This window comes from Candidatus Methylobacter favarea (assembly GCF_902806695.1).
GTDB classification, from domain to species: Bacteria; Pseudomonadota; Gammaproteobacteria; order Methylococcales; family Methylomonadaceae; genus Methylobacter_B; species Methylobacter_B favarea.
The window spans coordinates 1-19,170 of the sequence record NZ_CADCXN010000102.1 but is presented as its reverse complement, the minus strand read 5'-3'; the positions used below and the strand labels follow the sequence as shown (position 1 = coordinate 19,170).

Here is a 19,170-nt window from a genome sequence, read left to right as displayed (position 1 = left end):
GTCACTGATTATAATTGATTGGAGACTTTGCTTATGATGTCCTGATGCCTGGCTTGATCGATTTCAGCATTCAGAATCTGCTCTGCCGCACTTAATGCTAAAGCAGCCACTTCTTGACGCAAACTTTCTTTAGTTTGCAGAACTTCCTGGTCAATTTGCGCCTTTGCTGCGACAATCAAACGATCGCCTTCTTTTTTAGCAATGTCTTTTGATTCTTCAATAATTTCATTCGCACGTTTTTGTGCCGAGGTTACAATCTCTGCAGATTGGTCTTTTGCTTCATTTAAAACGCCTTTAGCTCTTTTCTCAGCCAGGTTTACTTCTTCCTGACCTCTTTCAGCCGCAGCTAGACCGTCAGCAATTTTCTTTCTACGTGCTTCTAAAGAGTCAAATAACGGCGGCCATATGTACTTCATGGTAAACCATACCAGAAGCGCAAAGGTAATCATTTGTCCAATCAGCGTAGCATTGATACTCACGATGCGTTCCCCTTGTTGCTGTAAATACAGGCAACTTTAATTTAACCAGCCGCAGCCGCTTGTATAGCGGATAAGAATGGGTTAGCGAAAGTAAAGAACAGCGCCAAACCAACCCCGATCATTGTTACCGCGTCCAAAAGACCGGCGACAATAAACATTTTCACTTGCAGCATGGGCACCATTTCAGGCTGCCGCGCAGCGCCTTCCAAGAACTTTCCCCCTAAAAGCCCGAAGCCTATAGCAGTTCCAAGCGCTCCCATACCCAGTATCAACCCAACCGCGATAGCTGTCATACCTTGCACATCAGCAACTAATGATGCAATTTCCATAATACCTCCAACGTATTGTTAAATTATAAGAGAAAAAAGTAATTAGTGATCTTCGTGAGCCATACTCAGGTAAACGACAGTTAAGACCATGAAAATGAAGGCTTGAAGGGTGATAATTAAAATATGAAAGATTGCCCAGGGAAAACTCAGCACCGGCTGTATATAACTAGGCAGCAAGGCAATCAAAATAAAAATCAGTTCTCCGGCATACAGGTTGCCGAATAAACGCAGCGCCAGTGAAATAGGTCTCGCTATTTCTTCCACTAATTTTAATACCAGATTAAAGGGTATCAGCCAAGGACCAAAAGGCTGAAATAGCAACTCCTTGGCAAACCCCCAAGGACCTTTTATTTTGACACTGTAAAAAATGATTAAACAAAAAACCGCTATGGACATTGCAAAGGTTGCATTTAAATCAGTGCTGGGAACCACGCGCAGATACTCAAGACCCATTAATGAACCGACTAAAGGCAAGATATCAACCGGAAATAAATCCATGAAATTAAAAAGGAACACCCAGCAGAATATGGTTAATGCCAGAGGCGCGATTAATTTGCTTTTACCATGGAAACTGTCTTTGACCTGGGTATCGACAAATTCAATCATCATTTCGACGAAATTTTGCACTATTCCTGGTACGTCAGATGTTGCCTTGTCTGCCGCTATCTTAAAAAACCAGATAAACAAAGCGCCTAAAACAGCCGAGAAAAACAAAGTATCAAGGTGCAGTGTCCAGAACCCATGCCCTGTACTTAAGGGTGTCAAGTGGTGAATAATATAACCGGTTGCACCCTGTGCAGCATGAGCTTCAGTAGCCATTGTTCCCCTCTCAGTAAAAAATAAAAATTCAGCCCATTATTAATGCAAACCAAAAAACCGATAACGCTGCTATATATCCCGCCAACAGCGGTAATATTTGTATAGCCGGGATTTGAAAAATTATAAGAAACAGCGCAGCTGTTAACAATAACTTACCTGACTCGCCAAGGTAAAAAGTTCTTAGGATCTTTCTTGCCTTCAGCCCGTTTGTGTTGGTTATTCGGAAGGCAAAATAAAGATTAGGTATAAAAGCTGCGAGGCCTCCTAAAGCTGACGATAAGGCTTTAGGCCACCCGCCTGCAACTGCGAAGCCGATTGTCATTATTATTGTTATCAGAATTTGGTAATTCAAGATTTTACTGACAGTAGATAATTTTCTATCTGTCATACTAAATACTGGAAAACATAACTTGCAAATTATATAGCGCAGCCGTGGTTAAATCAAGGAGGATTGCAAGCAATAAGGAAACATGCCGCTGGGGATGAGACCCCTAATCGGGAGGAAGTCTACGCTCCGGGCCAACAAAGCAACAATGCCTTGCCGGTTGCCCACGCTCCCTGACCTTCAGGCCCAGGTCCAAAACCGGCAAGGCGACTTGATCAGCCGACACGTTTATGGCTATTTCTGTAGCGTTGTTTAACTGATCAAGCTATTTAATTTGCCCGAGAATTCCATCCAGCTCTTCGAGACTGGAATATGCAATCACCAGTTTTCCGCTACCGTTTTGTTTATGATCAATTAATACTTTTGCACCCAGTTTTGCTGTCAAATCTTCCTGCAAGCGCCAGGTGTCTTTATCAATTTCTTTTATTTTTGGTGTTTTCGGATCGGTTTGGCTTTCTTTAACCATGCGTTCAGTCGCCCTTACAGTTAAACCATCCTTGACTATTTTATTGGCTGCCGCCAATTGTTTAGGCCCATTTAACGATAGCAGCGCTCTGGCATGACCCATTTCAATTTGCCCGTTCAGCAATAATTTTTTTACTTCGGGATGCAAATCCATCAATCTTAATAAATTGGTAACCGTAACTCTTGACTTACCGACAGCATCTGCAATTTGCTGATGGGTCATTTCAAATTCATCAAGCAGCCGTCTTAAGGCTTCTGCTTCTTCCAGAGGATTCAGGTCTTCCCTTTGAATATTTTCAATCAGCGCAATTGCCATTGCCGCGCGATCATCTATGCTCTTGATAATGACCGGCACTTCATGCAGTCCTGCGAAAGACGCTGCCCGCCAGCGGCGTTCGCCGGCAACTATCTCATATTTTTCAGGACCAATTTTTCGCACCACTACAGGTTGGATTATGCCCTGTGCCCTTATAGAATCAGCCAGCTCCTGCAATTTCTCCGGATTAATATCTTTTCTGGGTTGATATTTGCCCCTCTGCATATATTCTATGGGCAGGGTTTGCAAATGGTGGTGCTTTTCTTCCTGGGCTGAAACCTCACCTAATAAGGCACCGAGACCTCGGCCGAGTCCGCGTTTTTTTAACGTCATGCTTTCATTTTTTTCTTTTATGGCCATAGCCGGACCAATACGATATAAGCCAAAACCTGCAATAATTTACTGAAGGCGGGCTTGAATAATTGCTTCAAGCTCATCAATCAGGCTTCTTAAAGCTTCAGCTTCTTGCAACAGATTATGATTTTCCATTTTATTTAATGCCTGTGCCGGTTGATCATCCACCTTTTTAAGTTCTGCAGATTCTTGCTGTCGACCAGTTAAGCCAGCCACATCAGCTAATAGAGTTTCAAGTCCTCTGCCTAATCCGCGTTTTATGAATGCCATTATTTTTATTTGCTTTTCTCTTTTCTGATCATTTCACCGGCCAAGGCAATATATGCCACAGCTCCACGCGACGATTTATCATAGATCAGCACCGGCAATCCATGACTTGGCGCTTCAGCCAAACGAATATTTCTGGGAATACAGGTTCTGAAGACTTTATCGCCAAAATATTCAACCAGCTGGTCCGAGACATCCGTCGTTAAGCGACTTCTATTGTCATACATAGTCCGTAAAATACCTTCCAGATATAAATCGGGGTTAACGGTATTCTGAATACTTTTAAGCGTACTCATCAGCGCCGATAAACCTTCAAGAGCATAATACTCGCATTGCATAGGCACCAGTATACTATGTGCTGCCACCATTGCATTAAGAGTCAGCATATTTAAAGACGGCGGGCAATCGATCAGAATATAGTCGTACTGGCCTTTTATGGAAAGTAATGCATCTGCAAGTCGCCGCTCCCTGTGCTCGGTCTGCATTAACTTAACTTCGGCCGCCGTGAGATCTGAATTGCCCGGCACTACTGAAAAACCGATAGCCGGCACATTAATAACGGTTTTTGCTGCTGGAACCTGTTCCAGCAGCAAATGATAACTGGAATAGTCAACAGCTTCCTTATCCACGCCACACCCCATCGCGGCATTACCCTGGGGATCAAGATCTATCAGCAGCACTTGCCGCCTGGCGGCAGCCAGTGAAGCCGCAAGATTTACGCTGGTGGTAGTTTTACCTACGCCGCCTTTTTGATTGGTTATGGCAATCACTTTTCCCACTGACTTACCTCAGCTTTTGCTGGCAATTGGATTCGGATCAAACACCTTTCAGCTTCAATTCCAGGCACTCTGATCGGTATAACTGTGGTTTTTAGGGCAAGCTGCTCCAGTTCCGAATCGGGACGGCGTCCTTTCATGGCCAGCAAGACGCCATCTCTGGACAGCACATGCGCAGCTGATTTCACGATATTGGGCAAAGCTGCAAAAGCGCGCGCAATGACTGTATTAAAGCTTTTTTCAGGATGATATGTTTCCACGCGATTAGGGCAAACTTCCACATTTTTAAGTTTGAGTTCGAGTACGGCCTGTTGCACAAAGCGAGTTTTCTTGGCATTACTATCCAATAGGGCAAACCTGGTTTCAGGCAAACATATTGCTAACGGAATACCAGGCAAACCTGCGCCGGTGCCAATATCTATCACCCGTTTGCCTTCAAGGTAAGGAATAATAGCCAGGCTATCCAGTAAATGCAGCCGCACCATTTCCTCCCTATTCCTCACTGCCGTCAGATTATAGGCTTTATTCCATTTTTCAATCAGCTTAATAAAGGCAAGCAACAGCTCTACTTTATCCTTGGAAATATTCAGATTTAATGATTGCAGGCCTGAAATCAGGATCCTGCGACACGTTTCCATCAGGCGCTTTTCTTTTTCAAGTATACGAGCAGCAAGGACAAAGCGGCAGGAGTCATGCCGGGAATCCGGGATGCCTGCCCCAAAGTTTCAGGCCGCTGACATTTAAGCTTTTCGCTTACTTCATTGGAAAGACCCGGCACACCTTTATAATCAAGGGCATCAGGCAGCCGCAAGTGATCATAACGCAATGCCTTATCGATTTCAGATTGCTGTCTTACGATATAGCCCGCATATTTGGCCTGTATTTCAACCTGTTCAGCGACCTGCCCTGGAATATTATCACCTCCCGCTAAAAACGACAGCAGCGTCTGTACATCGACTTCAGGGCGGCGGAGCAACTCCATTAAACTGGCTTCCTTCAATAAAGGCTTGCCCCAGTAGTGTTCAACACGTGCGGCTTCTTCCGTTTCGGTCCTGAGCCATTTCTTCTTCAGACCGTCCTGCAACAGGGATATGGCCGCACGTTTAGTCTCAAAAGCCTGCCAGCGCCCATCATTAACCAAACCTAATTCGCGGCCTTTTTCCGTTAACCGCAAATCGGCATTATCTTCACGCAACAACAATCTATATTCGGCGCGACTGGTAAACATCCGATACGGCTCTTGCGTACCCCGCGTAATCAGGTCATCTATCATGACCCCAATATAAGCTTCATCACGTCCAGGGCACCAGCTTTCCAGCCCCTGCACCAAACGCGCTGCATTAAGCCCTGCTATCAGGCCTTGGGCCGCGGCTTCTTCGTAGCCGGTTGTGCCGTTAATTTGCCCCGCAAAAAACAGCCCCTGCACATGCTTGGTTTCCAGCGCTGCTTTTAAATCCCGGGGATCAAAAAAATCATATTCGATAGCATAACCTGGGCGCATAATTTCGGCGTTTTCAAAACCAGACATTGAACGTACAAACTCATACTGCACATCAAAAGGCAAGCTCGTGGAAATACCATTGGGATAGATTTCATGGGTATCCAAACCTTCAGGTTCGACAAAAATCTGGTGGCTATCACGATCCGCAAAACGCACAACTTTATCTTCAATGGAAGGACAGTAACGCGGCCCGATGCCTTCAATAAGGCCTGAATACAGAGGCGATCTGTCCAGGCCGGCACGGATAATTTCGTGAGTCTTGCTGTTGGTGCGGGTAATATGGCAAGGTATTTGTCTGGGATGCTGCTCGCGTTTGCCTATAAACGAAAAAACCGGTACAGGCTCGTCGCCATGCTGCTTTTCCAGCTTATTGAAATCAATGGTTCGGCCATCAATACGCGGCGGCGTTCCGGTTTTTAGACGGTCAATGCGGAACGGCAATTCCCTTAACCGCTGAGACAAGCCAATGGAGGCCGGATCGCCGGCGCGACCGCCGCTATAATTTTCCAGGCCGATATGAATCTTACCGCCTAAAAAAGTGCCGGTAGTCAGCACCACTGCTCTGGCCGTGAAATCCAGGCCCATTTGAGTTTTAACGCCGGTTACCCTGTTTCCTTCAACAATTAAATCCGCCACAGTCTGCTGGAATAAAGCCAGATTCGGCTGATTTTCAAGCGCGCTTCTTATCGCCTGTTTATAAAGCCTGCGGTCAGCCTGGGCGCGGGTCGCCCTGACCGCCGGGCCCTTGCTGGCATTCAGCATGCGGAATTGAATGCCGGCAAGGTCAATTGCCTGAGCCATGATGCCGCCTAACGCATCAATTTCTTTAACCAGATGCCCCTTGCCTATGCCGCCAATGGCGGGATTGCAGCTCATTTGACCCAGGGTTTCGATATTCTGCGTCAGCAACAGCGTTTTCGCTCCGCAACGGGCTGACGCCAGCGCGGCTTCTGTGCCCGCATGTCCGCCGCCGACAATAATGACGTCAAAATCTTTTTTGAATTTCACCAGCGCTATCTACTCTAAAAAAATGCTATAGTAATGCCTTGTATAAAGTTATACAAACCCTGGGCCATTATAAGAGGCAAATAATGAAAAAACGTAGAAATCCGAAAGTTATGGAAATTATTTCCATTCAAAATCCCGTGGCAAAATACGCGCACCAGTTTAATAAAGCGCAAATCTTTTTCGATAAAACCAAATACAGGCGCAAGGAAAAGCATGCGAAACAGGAGGTTTTTCCAATACATACGATAGAACTATTGGAAAAACCTCCTGTTTCGTCTTTGAGAGCATGGAATTTCAATCCTAATATAAGCAGGCACTGAGCAACATAATTCCTCTCGCTGCTCATCCAGAGTTATCCTGATTCACTTGCGTTGGCTAATACAACTCTCTCAAACTTCAAGAAACTATAGCTGAATCCCGCCTCCGGATCATACCGGATATCGTACCGCTCCACTTCAGACCAGTCCTTCCTGTCAAATTCGGGAAAAAATGTATCGCCTTGAAATTCCTTGTGGACTTGCGTTATATAAAGCGTATCTGCAAGCGGTAGCAGGGCTTCGTACAGGGCTGAGCCGCCGATAATGAAAACTTTTTCAGCTTTTTGACAAGCCTTTTTTAGAGCTGATTCTATCGTATTAAAAACCAGGCACCCTTCCGCTCGAAATGAAAGGTTCCTGCTGATAATAATATTTGTGCGGCCCGGAAGAGGTCTTCCTATGGACTCATAGGTTTTTCTGCCCATTAAAATGGGAAAACCCATGGTGATCTTTTTAAATTTTCTAAGGTCAGCTGACACGCGCCACGGTATTTGGCCCTTGTTGCCAATGACCTGATTGCTGGACATTGCGACGATTAATGATATTTTCATTTTAACGGGTATTGTTAATAAATTATTTAGTTTGATATTCTTAACCGACTTTAATCTCCCGGCGGCGCTCTACTATGAAAAATATTCTGGTTGTATTCACCGGTGGAACCATTGGCTCTACTGCAACTGAAGGCATAATTAACACCACCAACACAGCTCAGTTCAAATTGATCCAGCAGTTTCAACAGCACTACGAAAATCATCAACAAATTACCTTCCGCATTATCCAGCCCATTCAAATCTTAAGTGAAAATCTTGCGCCTGCGGCCTGGAACGCCATTATTGCAGCCATTGAAACAGCAAAGCCGGACCAATATGACGGCATCATTATTACGCATGGCACCGATACGCTTAGCTTTACTGCCGCCGCCTTAAGCTTTTATTTCCATGCCATAAAAACACCTATTCTGTTGGTTTCAAGCGATTATCCTTTGGCTGATCCGGAAGCGAACGGGCTTGAAAATTTTATCTGCGCCGTTGAGTTTATTCTGCAAAAAGGTCAGGCTGGCGTTTTTGTGCCCTATCAAAATCAGGGACAGTTGACGCAATTGCACAAAGGCGCGCGCCTGGCCTCTTCCCTGCAGCTAAGCGGCGATTTTTTTAGCGTCCAGGGTAAAAGTTACATGCAATTTGAAAATCAGCGGTTTACTTTATTTAATTCACCTGCCGCACAACCACAAACTCAACTTCCGCAGTTAAAAGCCAGATTTTCTGATCGAATTTTAATGATCAGGCCTTATCCGGGGTTAAATTATGACCACTTTAATCTGGAACGCACAGAAGCGGTTCTACATGATTTATATCATTCCGGTACAGCCTGCGCATCGGTGCAATGGGGCGAAAACTATTCGCTGCGAGAGTTTATCAAATGCTGCAAGGAAGCAGGAATCAGGGTTTATCTGGCTCCGGCAATCGAATCCAATAACACTTACTACAGCACCAGAACCTTGATTGAAGAAGGGGCATCGATGATCTGGAATATGTCTATTGAAGCTGCGTATGTAAAACTGCTGCTGGCTTACGGGAACTTCAGCGATGAACAGGAAATAATGAATTTTATTAATCAGGATATTGCGGGTGAGCATGTTGGCCAGCAGCTAGCCCGATTTGACATATAAAATAAACAGCAATTAAATCCAATACAGCGAATTGACTGTTTTGACTAACCAGCCTTTAGTAATAAAAGGCGTAGGTTACCTAAAGTCTCGATATAACTGGCTACAGTACCTACCTTATACTCTTACGGCTCTGATTAGAGAGAACTTGGTGAAAAACATTGACCCCCTTAGTTAGGGTCCGTGCCCTTTAACTTCATTAGTTTATTTTTAGCTAACTCATTAAAAATTAAAAGCCAAATTCAGATTCATCAAAATCGTCGAATTCTTCTTTTAATCTCCTTTTTTCCCAATATATTTCTATCTTTCTTCGGGCATCTCTTTTTACCGCCTGTTTTTCCATACCATCTGGCAGCGCGGCATATTCATTGTCATCAAAAATATCAGTATTATCCTGCTCTGTTTCGGGTTTATTTTGTGCACCGGTTTTGGCAACTGACTTGGTAGATGTTTTAGCCATTTTAAACTCACCATAAAGAATTTTTTGCAAATCCTATCATATACACAAATAAAGCAAAAAATAATATCTTTACCTTGAGGTTTGGGTCCCGGGATAGCACTGGATAACAACGGCAAACATAAGACTAAACTTTAACCGGCCTTATTCAGAAGCGGGAATAAAACCCGGTAAAGCTTGAAGACAAACAGTTTCAAGATATTAGCGATTTATATTAAATAAACTGAAAATTAAAGCCCTTTTTTCCATGAAATGAAAAAAATTCCGGTTTAAATAAAGTAAAGCCGAAGAATTTCAATAGGCATTTTGCCCCTTAATGACCACATTTACAGTCCGTAAAATAATTAAAATGTCCAGAATTAACGACCAGTTGCGTAAATAATCCAGATCATATTCAATGCGCGCCTGCATTTTCTCCAGCGTTTCAGTTTCACCCCGGCAGCCATTGACTTGCGCCCAACCGGTAACGCCCGGTTTGACCTTATGACGAATCATGTAGCCTTTTATCTGTTTGCGGTACAGCTCATTATGCGCAACGGCATGAGGCCGCGGCCCGACAATGCTCATGCTGCCCTGCAATACATTTATAAACTGAGGCAGTTCATCCAGAGAAGTCTTGCGTAATAATCTGCCAAAGGGGGTGATACGCGGATCATTTCGCTTAGCCTGGGTTATTTGATCGCCGTTTTCGCAGACAGTCATGCTGCGAAATTTATACACGTCGATCTCTTCGCCATCCAGCCCATAACGTTTTTGCCGAAATAATACAGGCCCTGGAGAAGTCAGTTTGACGCCCGTACCAATCACAAGCAGAAACGGGCTTAAAGTTAATAGAATGACTGTCGACAGCACTATGTCGCAAAGCCGTTTAATAAGAGCATTAATGCCGGTAAAAGGGCTTTCGCATAAAGCGACCAGCGGCACCCCGTGAATATTAAGCATTCGTTCCTGAATCAGATCATACATGAATACGTCGGGAAGATAATAAATAGAGGCTGTGGTATCACCGAACTCCTCCAGCAAGGCATGAATACGCGATTGTGCGGCCATGGGCAGGGCAATATAAATCACATTAATTTGCCCGTCCTTTACAAAATGGGCGGTGTCTTTCAAACTGCCCAACAAGTGCTGATTCCCTAACAAGGGTTGTTCGTTTTGCAAGCGCGTCAAACCACGATCATCGAAAAAACCAAGACAGTGTACCGCCGCCATCTGTTGCTGTTCCAAATGTCTGGCCAGCTTGATGCTTAGTTCGTTTACCCCGACAATAACCGCGGTGCGCAAAGCCTGGCCCGAATAAAGCCGACAAAGCAGAAATCTTAAAAACAGATGCGCAGCCACCAGCACAAAGGGTGTTAGTTTAACCCACTGCATTAACAAATCCGGATCGAGTGTATCCGCCAGTCCGGCCATATAGCCGATAAAAACCAGTATTCCTGATACAATAAGCCAGCGAATAAAAACCAGACTGATAATATATATCCAAAATCGCTTAAAATTCGACTCCAGATCTATATCACCCAATATTTGCAATACCAGCAAAAACACCAGGGCCGCCAACACCAGGTAGGGTCCAGCAAAAGCAATACCATGAATCTGTGCCAATAACGCTAACAGCCCTGCCACGACTACAGGACTTATGGCATAACGAATAAAACGTATCAAGGGAAGCTCATTTATCTGCATAATCGCGTAATGCTAAAAATAATTACTTATCTGCCAGTTAATGAGCAAACTATGAGCCAATCAGTAATAAGCTATTCAAGATGTTATAAGTTATAGTAATTGTTAAATTTTTAAGACCATAAATTGTTCATGCCGCCGCCATGCGCACCAATTCCAAGCAGTTAAAAATGGATATGCCTCAAAATGGAACATATGATTTTAATACCCCATACTGGCTAATATTATTAAATTCGGGCAATGCTAACTTAATCCCAACAAAGAAGAGTTGCCGTCTGGACTAATCATCATACAATACTCGCTTAATCTATTTATGTGCCTAGGATGCTATTCTTCCGATACTGCAAAATATGTTATGCAGCTACAGGTAATGAGCCAGGAGAGTTGAAGCCCTGGTATTCAGGAACGTGCATTCAAAAACTCAGGATTATTCAAGAAGAATTCATATGGAACCTTTTAATAATATTCATGCGCTTATCATTGATATGGATGGCGTTTTATGGCAGGGCAATCAGGCGCTGCCGGGGTTGACAGACTTTTTCCAAACCCTGTATGAACTTGAAATCCGCTTTATCCTGGCGACCAACAATGCCAGCCTGACGCCGCAGCAATATACGGTCAAGCTTGCCCGAATGGGCGTAACAGTAGCCCCAAAAGATATTCTAACCTCCGGCATGGCGACAGCACTGTATCTGGCTGAGCACACGGATCCGGGCGATACCCGGGTTTTCGTTCTGGGTGAAGACGGAGCCCGGCAACCGCTCAGAGATCGCGGGTTTACCTTGACCGGGCTATATGAAGTCAATAACAGCGGCAGTAATACTTCGCATAAAGGCGCAGACATTGTTGTCTGCGGCAAGGATGAAACCCTGAGCTGGGATAAATTGGCGACCGCTACGCTAAATATCCGGGCAGGAGCTAAATTCATCGGCACCAATGCCGACGTCACCCTCCCGACAGAGCATGGCGTCACGCATGGCAACGGTGCAATTCTGGCGGCATTGCAGGCGGCTACAGGCGTAGCGCCCATTATCATCGGCAAGCCGGAGCCAATCATGTACCAGCAGGCTCTCGCGCTATTGGGCGTTGCCCCGGCCCAGACTATAGCCATAGGCGACCGGCTGGAAACAGACATTCTCGGCGCCATTCGCGCCGGCATTCGCAGCCTCATGGTGTTAACCGGCATATCCACGCAAGAAGATCTGGAAACATCGGATTTTCAGCCGACCTGGGTCATGGCGGATATACGCGCGCTAACACACGCATTAAGAAGTCAACATTTATCGATGGAACCTTATTAAACACCTAGTTATTTTGTTTTCTTCCCTGCCCTGATTTCTTATTGCCATTGCCGGCAGATGAAAAAGCGAATTGATCCTGTGGACAGCACGCGCTACCATTGAAAAACTCAAAAAACCAGGGGAGCCGCTACCATGAAAAAATTCATCAATAGCATCGATACTCTGCTTGACGAAAGCTTGCGCGGCTTTTCCAAAGCTCATGCCGATATTATCCGGTTCAACCCCCAACCGCACTTTATCCAACGCATAAAACCTGCCCAGTCAGGCAAGGTCGCACTGATTTCCGGCGGCGGTTCAGGGCATGAGCCCTTACATACCGGTTTTGTGGGTTCGGGTATGCTGGATGCCGCCTGTCCGGGCCAGATATTCACTTCTCCTACGCCTGACCAAATGCTGGCTGCCGCGCAAGCGGTTGAAAATGGCGGCGGCGTATTATTTATCGTCAAGAATTATGCGGGTGATGTGATGAATTTTGAAATCGCTGCGGAAATGCTGGAATGTCCGAAGGCAACAGTACTGGTCAGCGATGATGTGTCCTTGCCGAAAACCCACAGCACCGGGCGGCGCGGTGTAGCAGGCACTCTGATTGTAGAGAAAATCGTCGGCGCGGCGGCGGAAAACGGCGCCAGTCTGGAAGCCTGCAAAGCCCTGGGCAATCGCGTCAACCAGGCTACAGCCTCCATGGGCGTAGCACTTAATAGTTGCACGGTACCTGCCTTGGGCAAGCCTATGTTCGATCTCGGCGATAATGAAATTGAAATGGGCGTGGGCATCCATGGCGAACACGGCCGTGAAACTATAGATTTAATCAGCGCCAGTGAGATTGTAGACCGATTGGCCACTTCCATTAATGATGAACTGAAGCCGCAAGAAGGCCAGCCTGCGTTATTGCATGTGAATGGATTGGGAGCAACGCCCCTGATGGAGCTGCATCTGATTTATGAACTCGCCTCCTGGTTTTGGGAGCAGCGCGGCGTCAGCATCTGCCGCTCACTGATCGGCAACTATACCACCTCACTCGATATGGCCGGCTGCTCGATCACCCTGAGCCTTCTCGATGAAGAGCTGATGCGTCTTTGGGATGCTCCCGTCCATACCGCCGCGCTACGATGGGGTTGCTGAATGCCCCGCCAATACATCCGCGATAGTACAAATTATTAATTGGGCCGTTTTGGCGCCGGCATCGATATGGCCCCGACTGCGCTCTCCCAGAAAAGAGGCCCGCCCTTTCGTGGCTACCATATCACGAGTGGATTCCATGCCTGCAATAGCAGCCTCAGTGATTTTTTTCAGAGCTTCAGGCAGCGCCGCAGAATCTGCCGCGGCCTGCTTCAGGCTTTCGGCTACCGGAATGAGTACATCGAGCATGGTTTTTTCGCCTGCGTCCGCCTTCCCCCTTTGTTTGACTGCTGTTACGCCCTGACTGAAAACCTCGGCAAAGGCTGGCAGCTTTAGAGCGCGTTCACGGCCGGCCTTGCTCATCGTTATGAATAAGGTGCCGTAAAGCGAACCCGATGCGCCGCCCATCGTGCTCATTAAAGTCATGCCGATTTTCTGCCAGGCCGCCGCCCAATCGAGCTGGCCTAATTCCGCGCTCTGCGGCCTGAGAGCTTGAATGCCGCGCTGCAGATTAATCACATGATCGCCGTCGCCGATGGCTTGATCCAGGGCGGTTACCTCTTCGGCATTTTTTTCGATTGTTTCGGCTATTGCCTGAATCAGGCTCGGCAATAATGCAGGAGTAAATTGCATGGCTGTTCTGAATTTATTGAGTAATTATATGTTAAAGATAACGTGACCTTTACCTATATGTCCAGTAAATAGATATTTTTACCAAGGCAGATAGTCCGATAGATCGGCAATTTCCGGCGCTATTTATTTTTTTTCAGATTTGAGATAGCCAGAATTAATCATGATAAGCGGATGACTAAATCCTCAGTATCTCTGTAAAATATAATTTTTTATTTCTCATCTCTTTAAAACCTCATGCGCACCAGTCAATTTCCGCTCAATACCGTTAAAGAAACCCCTGCCGACGCTGAAATAGCCAGCCATCAACTGATGGTGCGCGCCGGGCTCATCCGTAAACTGGCAGCCGGTCTGTATACTTGGCTGCCTTTAGGACTGCGGGTATTGCGCAAGGTGGAAAAAATCACCCGAGCAGAAATGGAAAAAGCCGGCGCGCTTGAAGTCCTGATGCCGGCTCTGCAGCCTGCCGAACTGTGGCAGGAAACCGGCCGATGGGAGCAGTACGGGCCGGAACTGGCGCGCCTGAAAGATCGCCATGACCGGGATTTCTGCCTGGGCCCGACGCATGAAGAAATCATTACCGATCTGGCGCGTAATGAAATTAAAAGTTATAAGCAATTGCCTGTTACTTATTATCAGATACAAACCAAATTCCGCGATGAAATCCGCCCCCGCTTCGGCATCATGCGATCGCGCGAATTTATTATGAAAGATGCCTATTCCTTTCATATGGATCAGGACTCATTGCAGGAAACCTATGACGTGATGTATCAGGCTTACAGCAACATTTTTAATCACTTGGGACTGAAATTCCGCCCAGTCATCGCCGACTCCGGCTCAATCGGCGGAGCGGTATCGCATGAATTTCATGTCCTGGCCGATTCCGGTGAAGATGCAATTGCTCTCTCAACAGTGAGCGATTACGCAGCCAATATTGAAAAAGCCGAAGCCGTTACGCCTGAAGGACTGCGCCGTTCCGCAACCGCTGAATTAACGTTAATTGATACCCCAAATCAGCATAGTATTGAAGAAGTCTGCCAATTTTTGAATATCGCCCCGGCGCAATGTCTTAAGACCTTGATTGTCAAAGGCGAAGAAGATACTTTGGCCGCTTTGTTATTAAGAGGCGATCATGAGCTTAATAAAATCAAAGCGGAAAAAATTGACGGCATTGCCTCCCCCTTAGCCTTTGCCAATGATGAAGAAATAAGCCGTGCCTGTAGCTGTAAGCCTGGCTCCATCGGGCCGATAGGCTTAACCATTAAAATCATAGCTGACCGCAGCGCGGCGTTAATGTCTGATTTTGTCTGCGGCGCCAATCATGATGGCAAGCATTATCAGGGCGTCAACTGGGAACGCGATGTACCTCTGCCAATACAAATTGAAGACATCCGCATGGTAGTTGAAGGCGATATCAGCCCGGACGGCCTGGGTAAAATTACCATTGCCCGTGGCATTGAAGTCGGTCATATTTTCCAGTTGGGCACCAAATACAGTGCAGCGATGAAAGCCGGCGTTATCAATGAAGCCGGTAAAAATCAAATCATGCTGATGGGTTGCTACGGCATCGGCATTTCCCGTGTGGTCGCGGCAGCCATCGAGCAAAACCATGACGACAGAGGCATCATATGGCCAACTAATCTTGCGCCCTTCCAGGTCGCGCTCTGCCCGATGAACATGCACAAATCCGAGCGTCTGAAAGAGGCCTCGGAAAAGCTGTATCAGGAAATGCTGGCTGCGGGGATTGACGTATTGTTTGATGATCGCAAAGTGCGCGCCGGCTTTATGTTTTCCGATATGGAACTGATCGGTATTCCGCACTGCCTGGTTATCGGCGATCGCGGCCTGGATTCCGGCACCGTTGAATACAAATCCAGAACCGCTGGGGCAAACGAGGAAATCCCGTTTGCGGATGTCATCAGCTTCCTGAAGGCGAAGCTGGTTTGAAAAGATAAATCATAACTACTCAGCCCTATCCACTTCCCTTGTCGGGCAACTATCAGTGCCGCGTTGCAGCAAATGTGTGGCAAAACTATGGCGATAAGTATGTGCGCTAACCCGCTTACTGATAGCAACCTGCTTTGCCCCAGCTTTAATCGCTTTGTGATCAGCGACTGATCGATATGCAGCCGCCTGGTAACACCGCACTATGGATCAACCGACAGCAAGCGCACAGAAAATACCTATTGCCAGCCCCATCCCTTAGCGGCGGCCGGGTATTTTTCTCCAGCGCATACGGTAGATATACCGCTCCGAATCCTCCCGCCAAATCTTTTTCGTGTATCAACTTTACCTTGTCAAGATGTTTTTTAAACAGCGTAATCAACGTTGCAGAAAACGTCGTTACCCTGTCTTTGTCGCCCTTGCCGGAACGCACAGTAATCTGCTTATAATCAAAATCCACATCCTGCACTCCAAGCCGCACCGCCTCGGTAATTCGTAAACCACTGCCGTAGAGAATTTTAACTATCAACGCGCCACGCCTTCCAGCCGCATCAATATCTGTTCCGCCTCGTCCACCGGCAACACCACCGGAATATACCGGTTTTTGCTTGCACGAATCGCATCAATCCGTTTTTCCAGCGGCTTTTCCAGCACTTGCTTATACAAAAACACCAACGTCTTCATCGCTTGATTTTGCGTAGCTGCGGCGACCTTACGAACCTTCGCCAGATAAGTTAATAACGCCTCGATTTTCGCTTCGCTGTCAATGAACACTTGCGGCTTTTCACTCGTGCGGTGGAATTTGACAAACTGCTTGATCCAGTCGAAATAAGTGCGCTCAGTGTGAATAGAATAATGCTTAAGGCGCATAATGCCATCAACATCCTCCTACAAAGCAGGCGGTTTTGTGTTTGACATTGGATTGCTACCAGCTATAGTGAATTGCAATTTAATTACGCAGGCAAATCGGCCTGATTTTATAGTTGGTATCAAGTTATCGAGGCGGATATGTCAGCTGCAGTATCAAAGCAAAAATGCCTGAATACCCGGGTAATATCAACTTATCAGGCAGATTTGCCTGATAAGTTGATAGTTGGCTGCGGTGAAAGTTTCAAGGAAACCCGAATGAACTAGGTGCATATCGTTACGATACTGGCGGTTCTCCAGTTCTTCCTTTTCGGCATTCTGGTTGGACGCGCCCGGAGGCAGCACAGAGTCAAGGCCCCTGCGACTTCCGGGCATGAACTCTTTGAGCGCGCCTTTCGCGTGCACATGAATACTCTTGAGCAGTTAGTAGGTTTTCTGCCCGCGCTGCACCGGTATCTATACCTCGCGGATCCAGCTAAATGCCGCTATGAATTCGCGTTCACCGTAATTCCCACATTTATTCTCTCGGCTGCGGCAATTTGGAGCACAGTTACCCGAGCCGCAGCCTAACAATTCATTCAAGCCGAAGCCGCTTCGCGGCTCGGCTTAATTCATGCGTTGGGGCATCACAACAATCGTTGGAGCGTGCGTGAGCGCGGTAGGAGGTGGTGAAAAACGAACCGCATCCTACCGCGCTAATATATATGCCTAATATTCATGACCCCTAATATTCATACGCTGGGTTTTTGTGTCATAAGCGAATAAATTTCTTAAAGAGATTGAAATGAGTAATAGAGCTCTTAGCTAGTGTAGAAGTTTAGACTTAACCTGACACCGCTCTTGAAAAGAGAGAGGGTTACTGCTTAGATAGAAGTGTCGAATTTTTATCAGACCATTAAGAGGTAACCCTCCTGTTAGAGAATAACGCAAGCATCATCAAACCTAAAGTCGGCTTGTTGAATCTGGCTGAAGCACTGGGCAATGGGTCTCGGGCGTGTAAAACGATGGGCTTGTCGCGTAACATCTTTTACCGCTATAAAGCTGCCGTTGAAACGTGTGGACTTGAAAACCTGTTTGATAAAAGCCGCCGGCAACCGAATTTGAAGAATCGGGTCGATGAGCTGACCGAACAGTCGGTGCTCAATCAGGCGTTGGCTTAGCCGGCGCATGGACAGCTTCGGGTCAGCAATGAATGGCGTAAGGCGGGAGTGATCGTATCGCCCAGCGGCGTGCGCAGTATTTGGTTACGCCATGACTTGGCCAATTTTAAAGAGCGTTTGAAGGCCTTAGAGGCCAAGGTGGCTGAGCAAGGCTTGATCCTGACGGAGGCACAAGCGGCCGCCCTGGAGAAGAAACGCCAGGACGATGAATTCAGCGGCGAAATCGATACGGCGCATCTTAGGTTACCTGGGTTCCCACGACACTTTTTAGGTCGGCACGTTTAAAGGCGTCGGACGGGTGTATCAGCACACCTTTGTCGACACTTATTCGAAAGTCGCCTTTGCCAAACTTTATACGACCAAGACGCCGCTGACGGCCGCCGATCTATTGAACGATAAAGTCTTGCCGTTCTTTACTGAAGAACAGTTGCCGATGCTACGGATTTTAACGGATCGTGGCACCGAGTATTGCGGACGCGCAGAAAGCCACGATTATCAGCTGTATTTGGCGATTAATGATAGTGAACACAGTAAAACTAAAGTACGATCACCGCAAACCCACAGTATTTGTGAACGCTTCCATAAAACGATCCTGCAGGCGTTTTACCCCGTGGCCTTACGCAAGAACCTGTATAACGAATTGGCCACCCTGCAAAAAGATTTGGACGACTGGCTCGATTATTACAATAATAAGCGAACTCATCAGGGTAAAATGTGTTGCGGGCGAATGCCTATGGCGACATTACAAGATGGCAAAACCGTCTGGAAGGAAAAATTTCCAGGCTGAATTTAACCTGACAGACACCTCTAAAAACCAGTCAGCTGTCAGGCTAAGTCTGAACTACTACAAGTTAGTAGAGCCGTTAATAAGAGCTAATTCAAAAATGCTTGATTGCTAGACCTGATTCTTTTGCTCTTGCTCTTGCTCTTGACTCACTCATTTGAGGTAGGGTAAGTTCGTGGAGAGATACTTCAGTAATGGATCCCATTGATTAAGTTCAGCGTCCTTTCCGGCAAGTTTCCAGGCGTCGCCCCTTCCAGGTTCAACCGCGCATCTTCATGTACCGTGGTCATAAAGCGGATCAACTGCATCTCGTGTTTCATTTTTTCTTCAAAATCTTCGGCTTCCCACATTTTATTCAGCAAATATTTCGCATGATTATGAATCGTAAATGAGACCGCCTCGGGCAAATGCGTGTAACTAGTAGTCAGTCATGATGAAGTACAAGGATAAAGCCGAGCCAGCTTCCGTCGTGCCTCTTGGGTGGTAAAGCGCCAATTGACGGGGGTAGCCTTCACATTGCGCTCGCGGACATTAGCTTCAACT

The 19,170-nt window shown here is 46.5% G+C and carries 22 protein-coding genes and 1 pseudogene; 7 read left to right on the top strand and 16 right to left on the bottom strand.

Annotation, left to right across the window (positions count from 1 at the left end; translation table 11 throughout):
- Nucleotides 1–8: 8 nt before the first annotated feature.
- The 9 genes from HUX64_RS15885 to mnmG form a co-directional block, all read right to left on the bottom strand.
- On the bottom strand, nucleotides 9–479 hold the full coding sequence (locus tag HUX64_RS15885) for a F0F1 ATP synthase subunit B (protein ID WP_174627193.1): 471 nt from the start codon (nucleotides 477–479) through the stop codon (nucleotides 9–11).
- 41 nt (nucleotides 480–520) lie between these two features.
- The gene (gene atpE, locus HUX64_RS15880) at nucleotides 521–808 is read right to left on the bottom strand and encodes a F0F1 ATP synthase subunit C (protein ID WP_174627192.1); all 288 of its coding nucleotides are present in this window, start codon (nucleotides 806–808) and stop codon (nucleotides 521–523) included.
- A 42-nt stretch (nucleotides 809–850) separates the two neighbouring features.
- Nucleotides 851–1,627, bottom strand: a complete 777-nt coding sequence (gene atpB, locus HUX64_RS15875) for a F0F1 ATP synthase subunit A (RefSeq protein ID WP_174627191.1) — start codon at nucleotides 1,625–1,627, stop codon at nucleotides 851–853.
- A gap of 28 nt (nucleotides 1,628–1,655) precedes the next feature.
- Nucleotides 1,656–1,979 (bottom strand): ATP synthase subunit I, encoded by a 324-nt coding sequence (locus HUX64_RS15870; protein WP_343034414.1) that lies wholly within the window; start codon nucleotides 1,977–1,979, stop codon nucleotides 1,656–1,658.
- Nucleotides 1,980–2,277: 298 nt separating this feature from the next.
- Complete coding sequence (locus HUX64_RS15865) at nucleotides 2,278–3,126, bottom strand: ParB/RepB/Spo0J family partition protein (RefSeq protein ID WP_174627265.1); 849 nt, start codon at nucleotides 3,124–3,126, stop codon at nucleotides 2,278–2,280.
- 66 nt (nucleotides 3,127–3,192) lie between these two features.
- Entirely contained in the window at nucleotides 3,193–3,417 is a 225-nt protein-coding gene (locus HUX64_RS15860) for a hypothetical protein (RefSeq protein ID WP_174627189.1), read from the bottom strand.
- A 5-nt stretch (nucleotides 3,418–3,422) separates the two neighbouring features.
- Nucleotides 3,423–4,193, bottom strand: coding sequence for a ParA family protein (locus HUX64_RS15855; RefSeq protein WP_174627188.1), 771 nt, complete (start codon nucleotides 4,191–4,193; stop codon nucleotides 3,423–3,425).
- Nucleotides 4,181–4,828: a 16S rRNA (guanine(527)-N(7))-methyltransferase RsmG gene (gene rsmG / locus HUX64_RS15850; protein WP_174627187.1), complete on the bottom strand. Its 648-nt coding sequence runs from the start codon at nucleotides 4,826–4,828 to the stop codon at nucleotides 4,181–4,183. Before rsmG ends, HUX64_RS15855 begins: the two co-directional genes overlap by 13 nt.
- Nucleotides 4,828–6,699 (bottom strand): tRNA uridine-5-carboxymethylaminomethyl(34) synthesis enzyme MnmG, encoded by a 1,872-nt coding sequence (mnmG, locus tag HUX64_RS15845; RefSeq protein ID WP_174627186.1) that lies wholly within the window; start codon nucleotides 6,697–6,699, stop codon nucleotides 4,828–4,830. Before mnmG ends, rsmG begins: the two co-directional genes overlap by 1 nt.
- Nucleotides 6,700–6,782: 83 nt before the next feature.
- Here mnmG and HUX64_RS15840 point away from each other — a divergent pair, with 83 nt between their 5' ends.
- Nucleotides 6,783–7,019, top strand: a complete 237-nt coding sequence (locus HUX64_RS15840; RefSeq protein WP_174627185.1) for a DUF7230 family protein — start codon at nucleotides 6,783–6,785, stop codon at nucleotides 7,017–7,019.
- A 32-nt stretch (nucleotides 7,020–7,051) separates the two neighbouring features.
- Here HUX64_RS15840 and HUX64_RS15835 read toward each other — a convergent pair whose 3' ends face one another.
- A complete protein-coding gene (locus HUX64_RS15835; RefSeq protein WP_174627184.1) occupies nucleotides 7,052–7,567 on the bottom strand; it encodes a dihydrofolate reductase in 516 nt (171 codons plus the stop codon).
- Between the two features lie 74 nt (nucleotides 7,568–7,641).
- On the opposite strand from HUX64_RS15835, the gene HUX64_RS15830 reads away from it, so the two are divergent.
- Nucleotides 7,642–8,685, top strand: a complete 1,044-nt coding sequence (locus tag HUX64_RS15830; RefSeq protein WP_174627183.1) for an asparaginase — start codon at nucleotides 7,642–7,644, stop codon at nucleotides 8,683–8,685.
- A 226-nt stretch (nucleotides 8,686–8,911) separates the two neighbouring features.
- On the opposite strand, the gene HUX64_RS15825 is transcribed toward HUX64_RS15830, so the two are convergent.
- Nucleotides 8,912–9,142, bottom strand: a complete 231-nt coding sequence (locus HUX64_RS15825) for a PA3496 family putative envelope integrity protein (protein WP_174627182.1) — start codon at nucleotides 9,140–9,142, stop codon at nucleotides 8,912–8,914.
- A 291-nt stretch (nucleotides 9,143–9,433) separates the two neighbouring features.
- Nucleotides 9,434–10,825 (bottom strand): undecaprenyl-phosphate glucose phosphotransferase, encoded by a 1,392-nt coding sequence (locus HUX64_RS15820; protein ID WP_174627181.1) that lies wholly within the window; start codon nucleotides 10,823–10,825, stop codon nucleotides 9,434–9,436.
- A 443-nt stretch (nucleotides 10,826–11,268) separates the two neighbouring features.
- On the opposite strand from HUX64_RS15820, the gene HUX64_RS15815 reads away from it, so the two are divergent.
- On the top strand, nucleotides 11,269–12,123 hold the full coding sequence (locus tag HUX64_RS15815) for an HAD-IIA family hydrolase (protein ID WP_174627180.1): 855 nt from the start codon (nucleotides 11,269–11,271) through the stop codon (nucleotides 12,121–12,123).
- 132 nt (nucleotides 12,124–12,255) lie between these two features.
- A complete protein-coding gene (dhaK, locus tag HUX64_RS15810; RefSeq protein ID WP_174627179.1) occupies nucleotides 12,256–13,245 on the top strand; it encodes a dihydroxyacetone kinase subunit DhaK in 990 nt (329 codons plus the stop codon).
- Here the strand turns inward: dhaK and dhaL are convergent.
- Entirely contained in the window at nucleotides 13,228–13,875 is a 648-nt protein-coding gene (dhaL, locus tag HUX64_RS15805) for a dihydroxyacetone kinase subunit DhaL (RefSeq protein WP_174627178.1), read from the bottom strand. The genes dhaK and dhaL overlap by 18 nt on opposite strands.
- Nucleotides 13,876–14,109: 234 nt before the next feature.
- Between dhaL and HUX64_RS15800 the strand changes: the two genes are divergently transcribed.
- The gene (locus HUX64_RS15800; protein ID WP_174627177.1) at nucleotides 14,110–15,819 is read left to right on the top strand and encodes a proline--tRNA ligase; all 1,710 of its coding nucleotides are present in this window, start codon (nucleotides 14,110–14,112) and stop codon (nucleotides 15,817–15,819) included.
- Between the two features lie 160 nt (nucleotides 15,820–15,979).
- Here HUX64_RS15800 and HUX64_RS15790 read toward each other — a convergent pair whose 3' ends face one another.
- Nucleotides 15,980–16,345, bottom strand: a complete 366-nt coding sequence (locus HUX64_RS15790) for a tyrosine-type recombinase/integrase (protein WP_174627176.1) — start codon at nucleotides 16,343–16,345, stop codon at nucleotides 15,980–15,982.
- Entirely contained in the window at nucleotides 16,342–16,686 is a 345-nt protein-coding gene (locus HUX64_RS15785) for a phage integrase N-terminal SAM-like domain-containing protein (RefSeq protein ID WP_174627175.1), read from the bottom strand. The genes HUX64_RS15790 and HUX64_RS15785 overlap by 4 nt, the downstream gene beginning before the upstream one ends.
- A 264-nt stretch (nucleotides 16,687–16,950) precedes the next feature.
- Here HUX64_RS15785 and HUX64_RS15780 point away from each other — a divergent pair, with 264 nt between their 5' ends.
- Together HUX64_RS15780 and HUX64_RS15775 are read left to right on the top strand one after the other, a co-directional pair.
- Nucleotides 16,951–17,253 (top strand): MAPEG family protein, encoded by a 303-nt coding sequence (locus HUX64_RS15780; protein ID WP_217426573.1) that lies wholly within the window; start codon nucleotides 16,951–16,953, stop codon nucleotides 17,251–17,253.
- A 341-nt stretch (nucleotides 17,254–17,594) separates the two neighbouring features.
- Nucleotides 17,595–18,630 (top strand): annotated as a pseudogene (locus HUX64_RS15775) (IS481 family transposase).
- A 185-nt stretch (nucleotides 18,631–18,815) separates the two neighbouring features.
- On the opposite strand, the gene HUX64_RS15770 reads toward HUX64_RS15775, so the two are convergent.
- On the bottom strand, nucleotides 18,816–18,977 hold the full coding sequence (locus HUX64_RS15770; RefSeq protein WP_246247073.1) for a hypothetical protein: 162 nt from the start codon (nucleotides 18,975–18,977) through the stop codon (nucleotides 18,816–18,818).
- Nucleotides 18,978–19,170 lie beyond the last annotated feature (193 nt).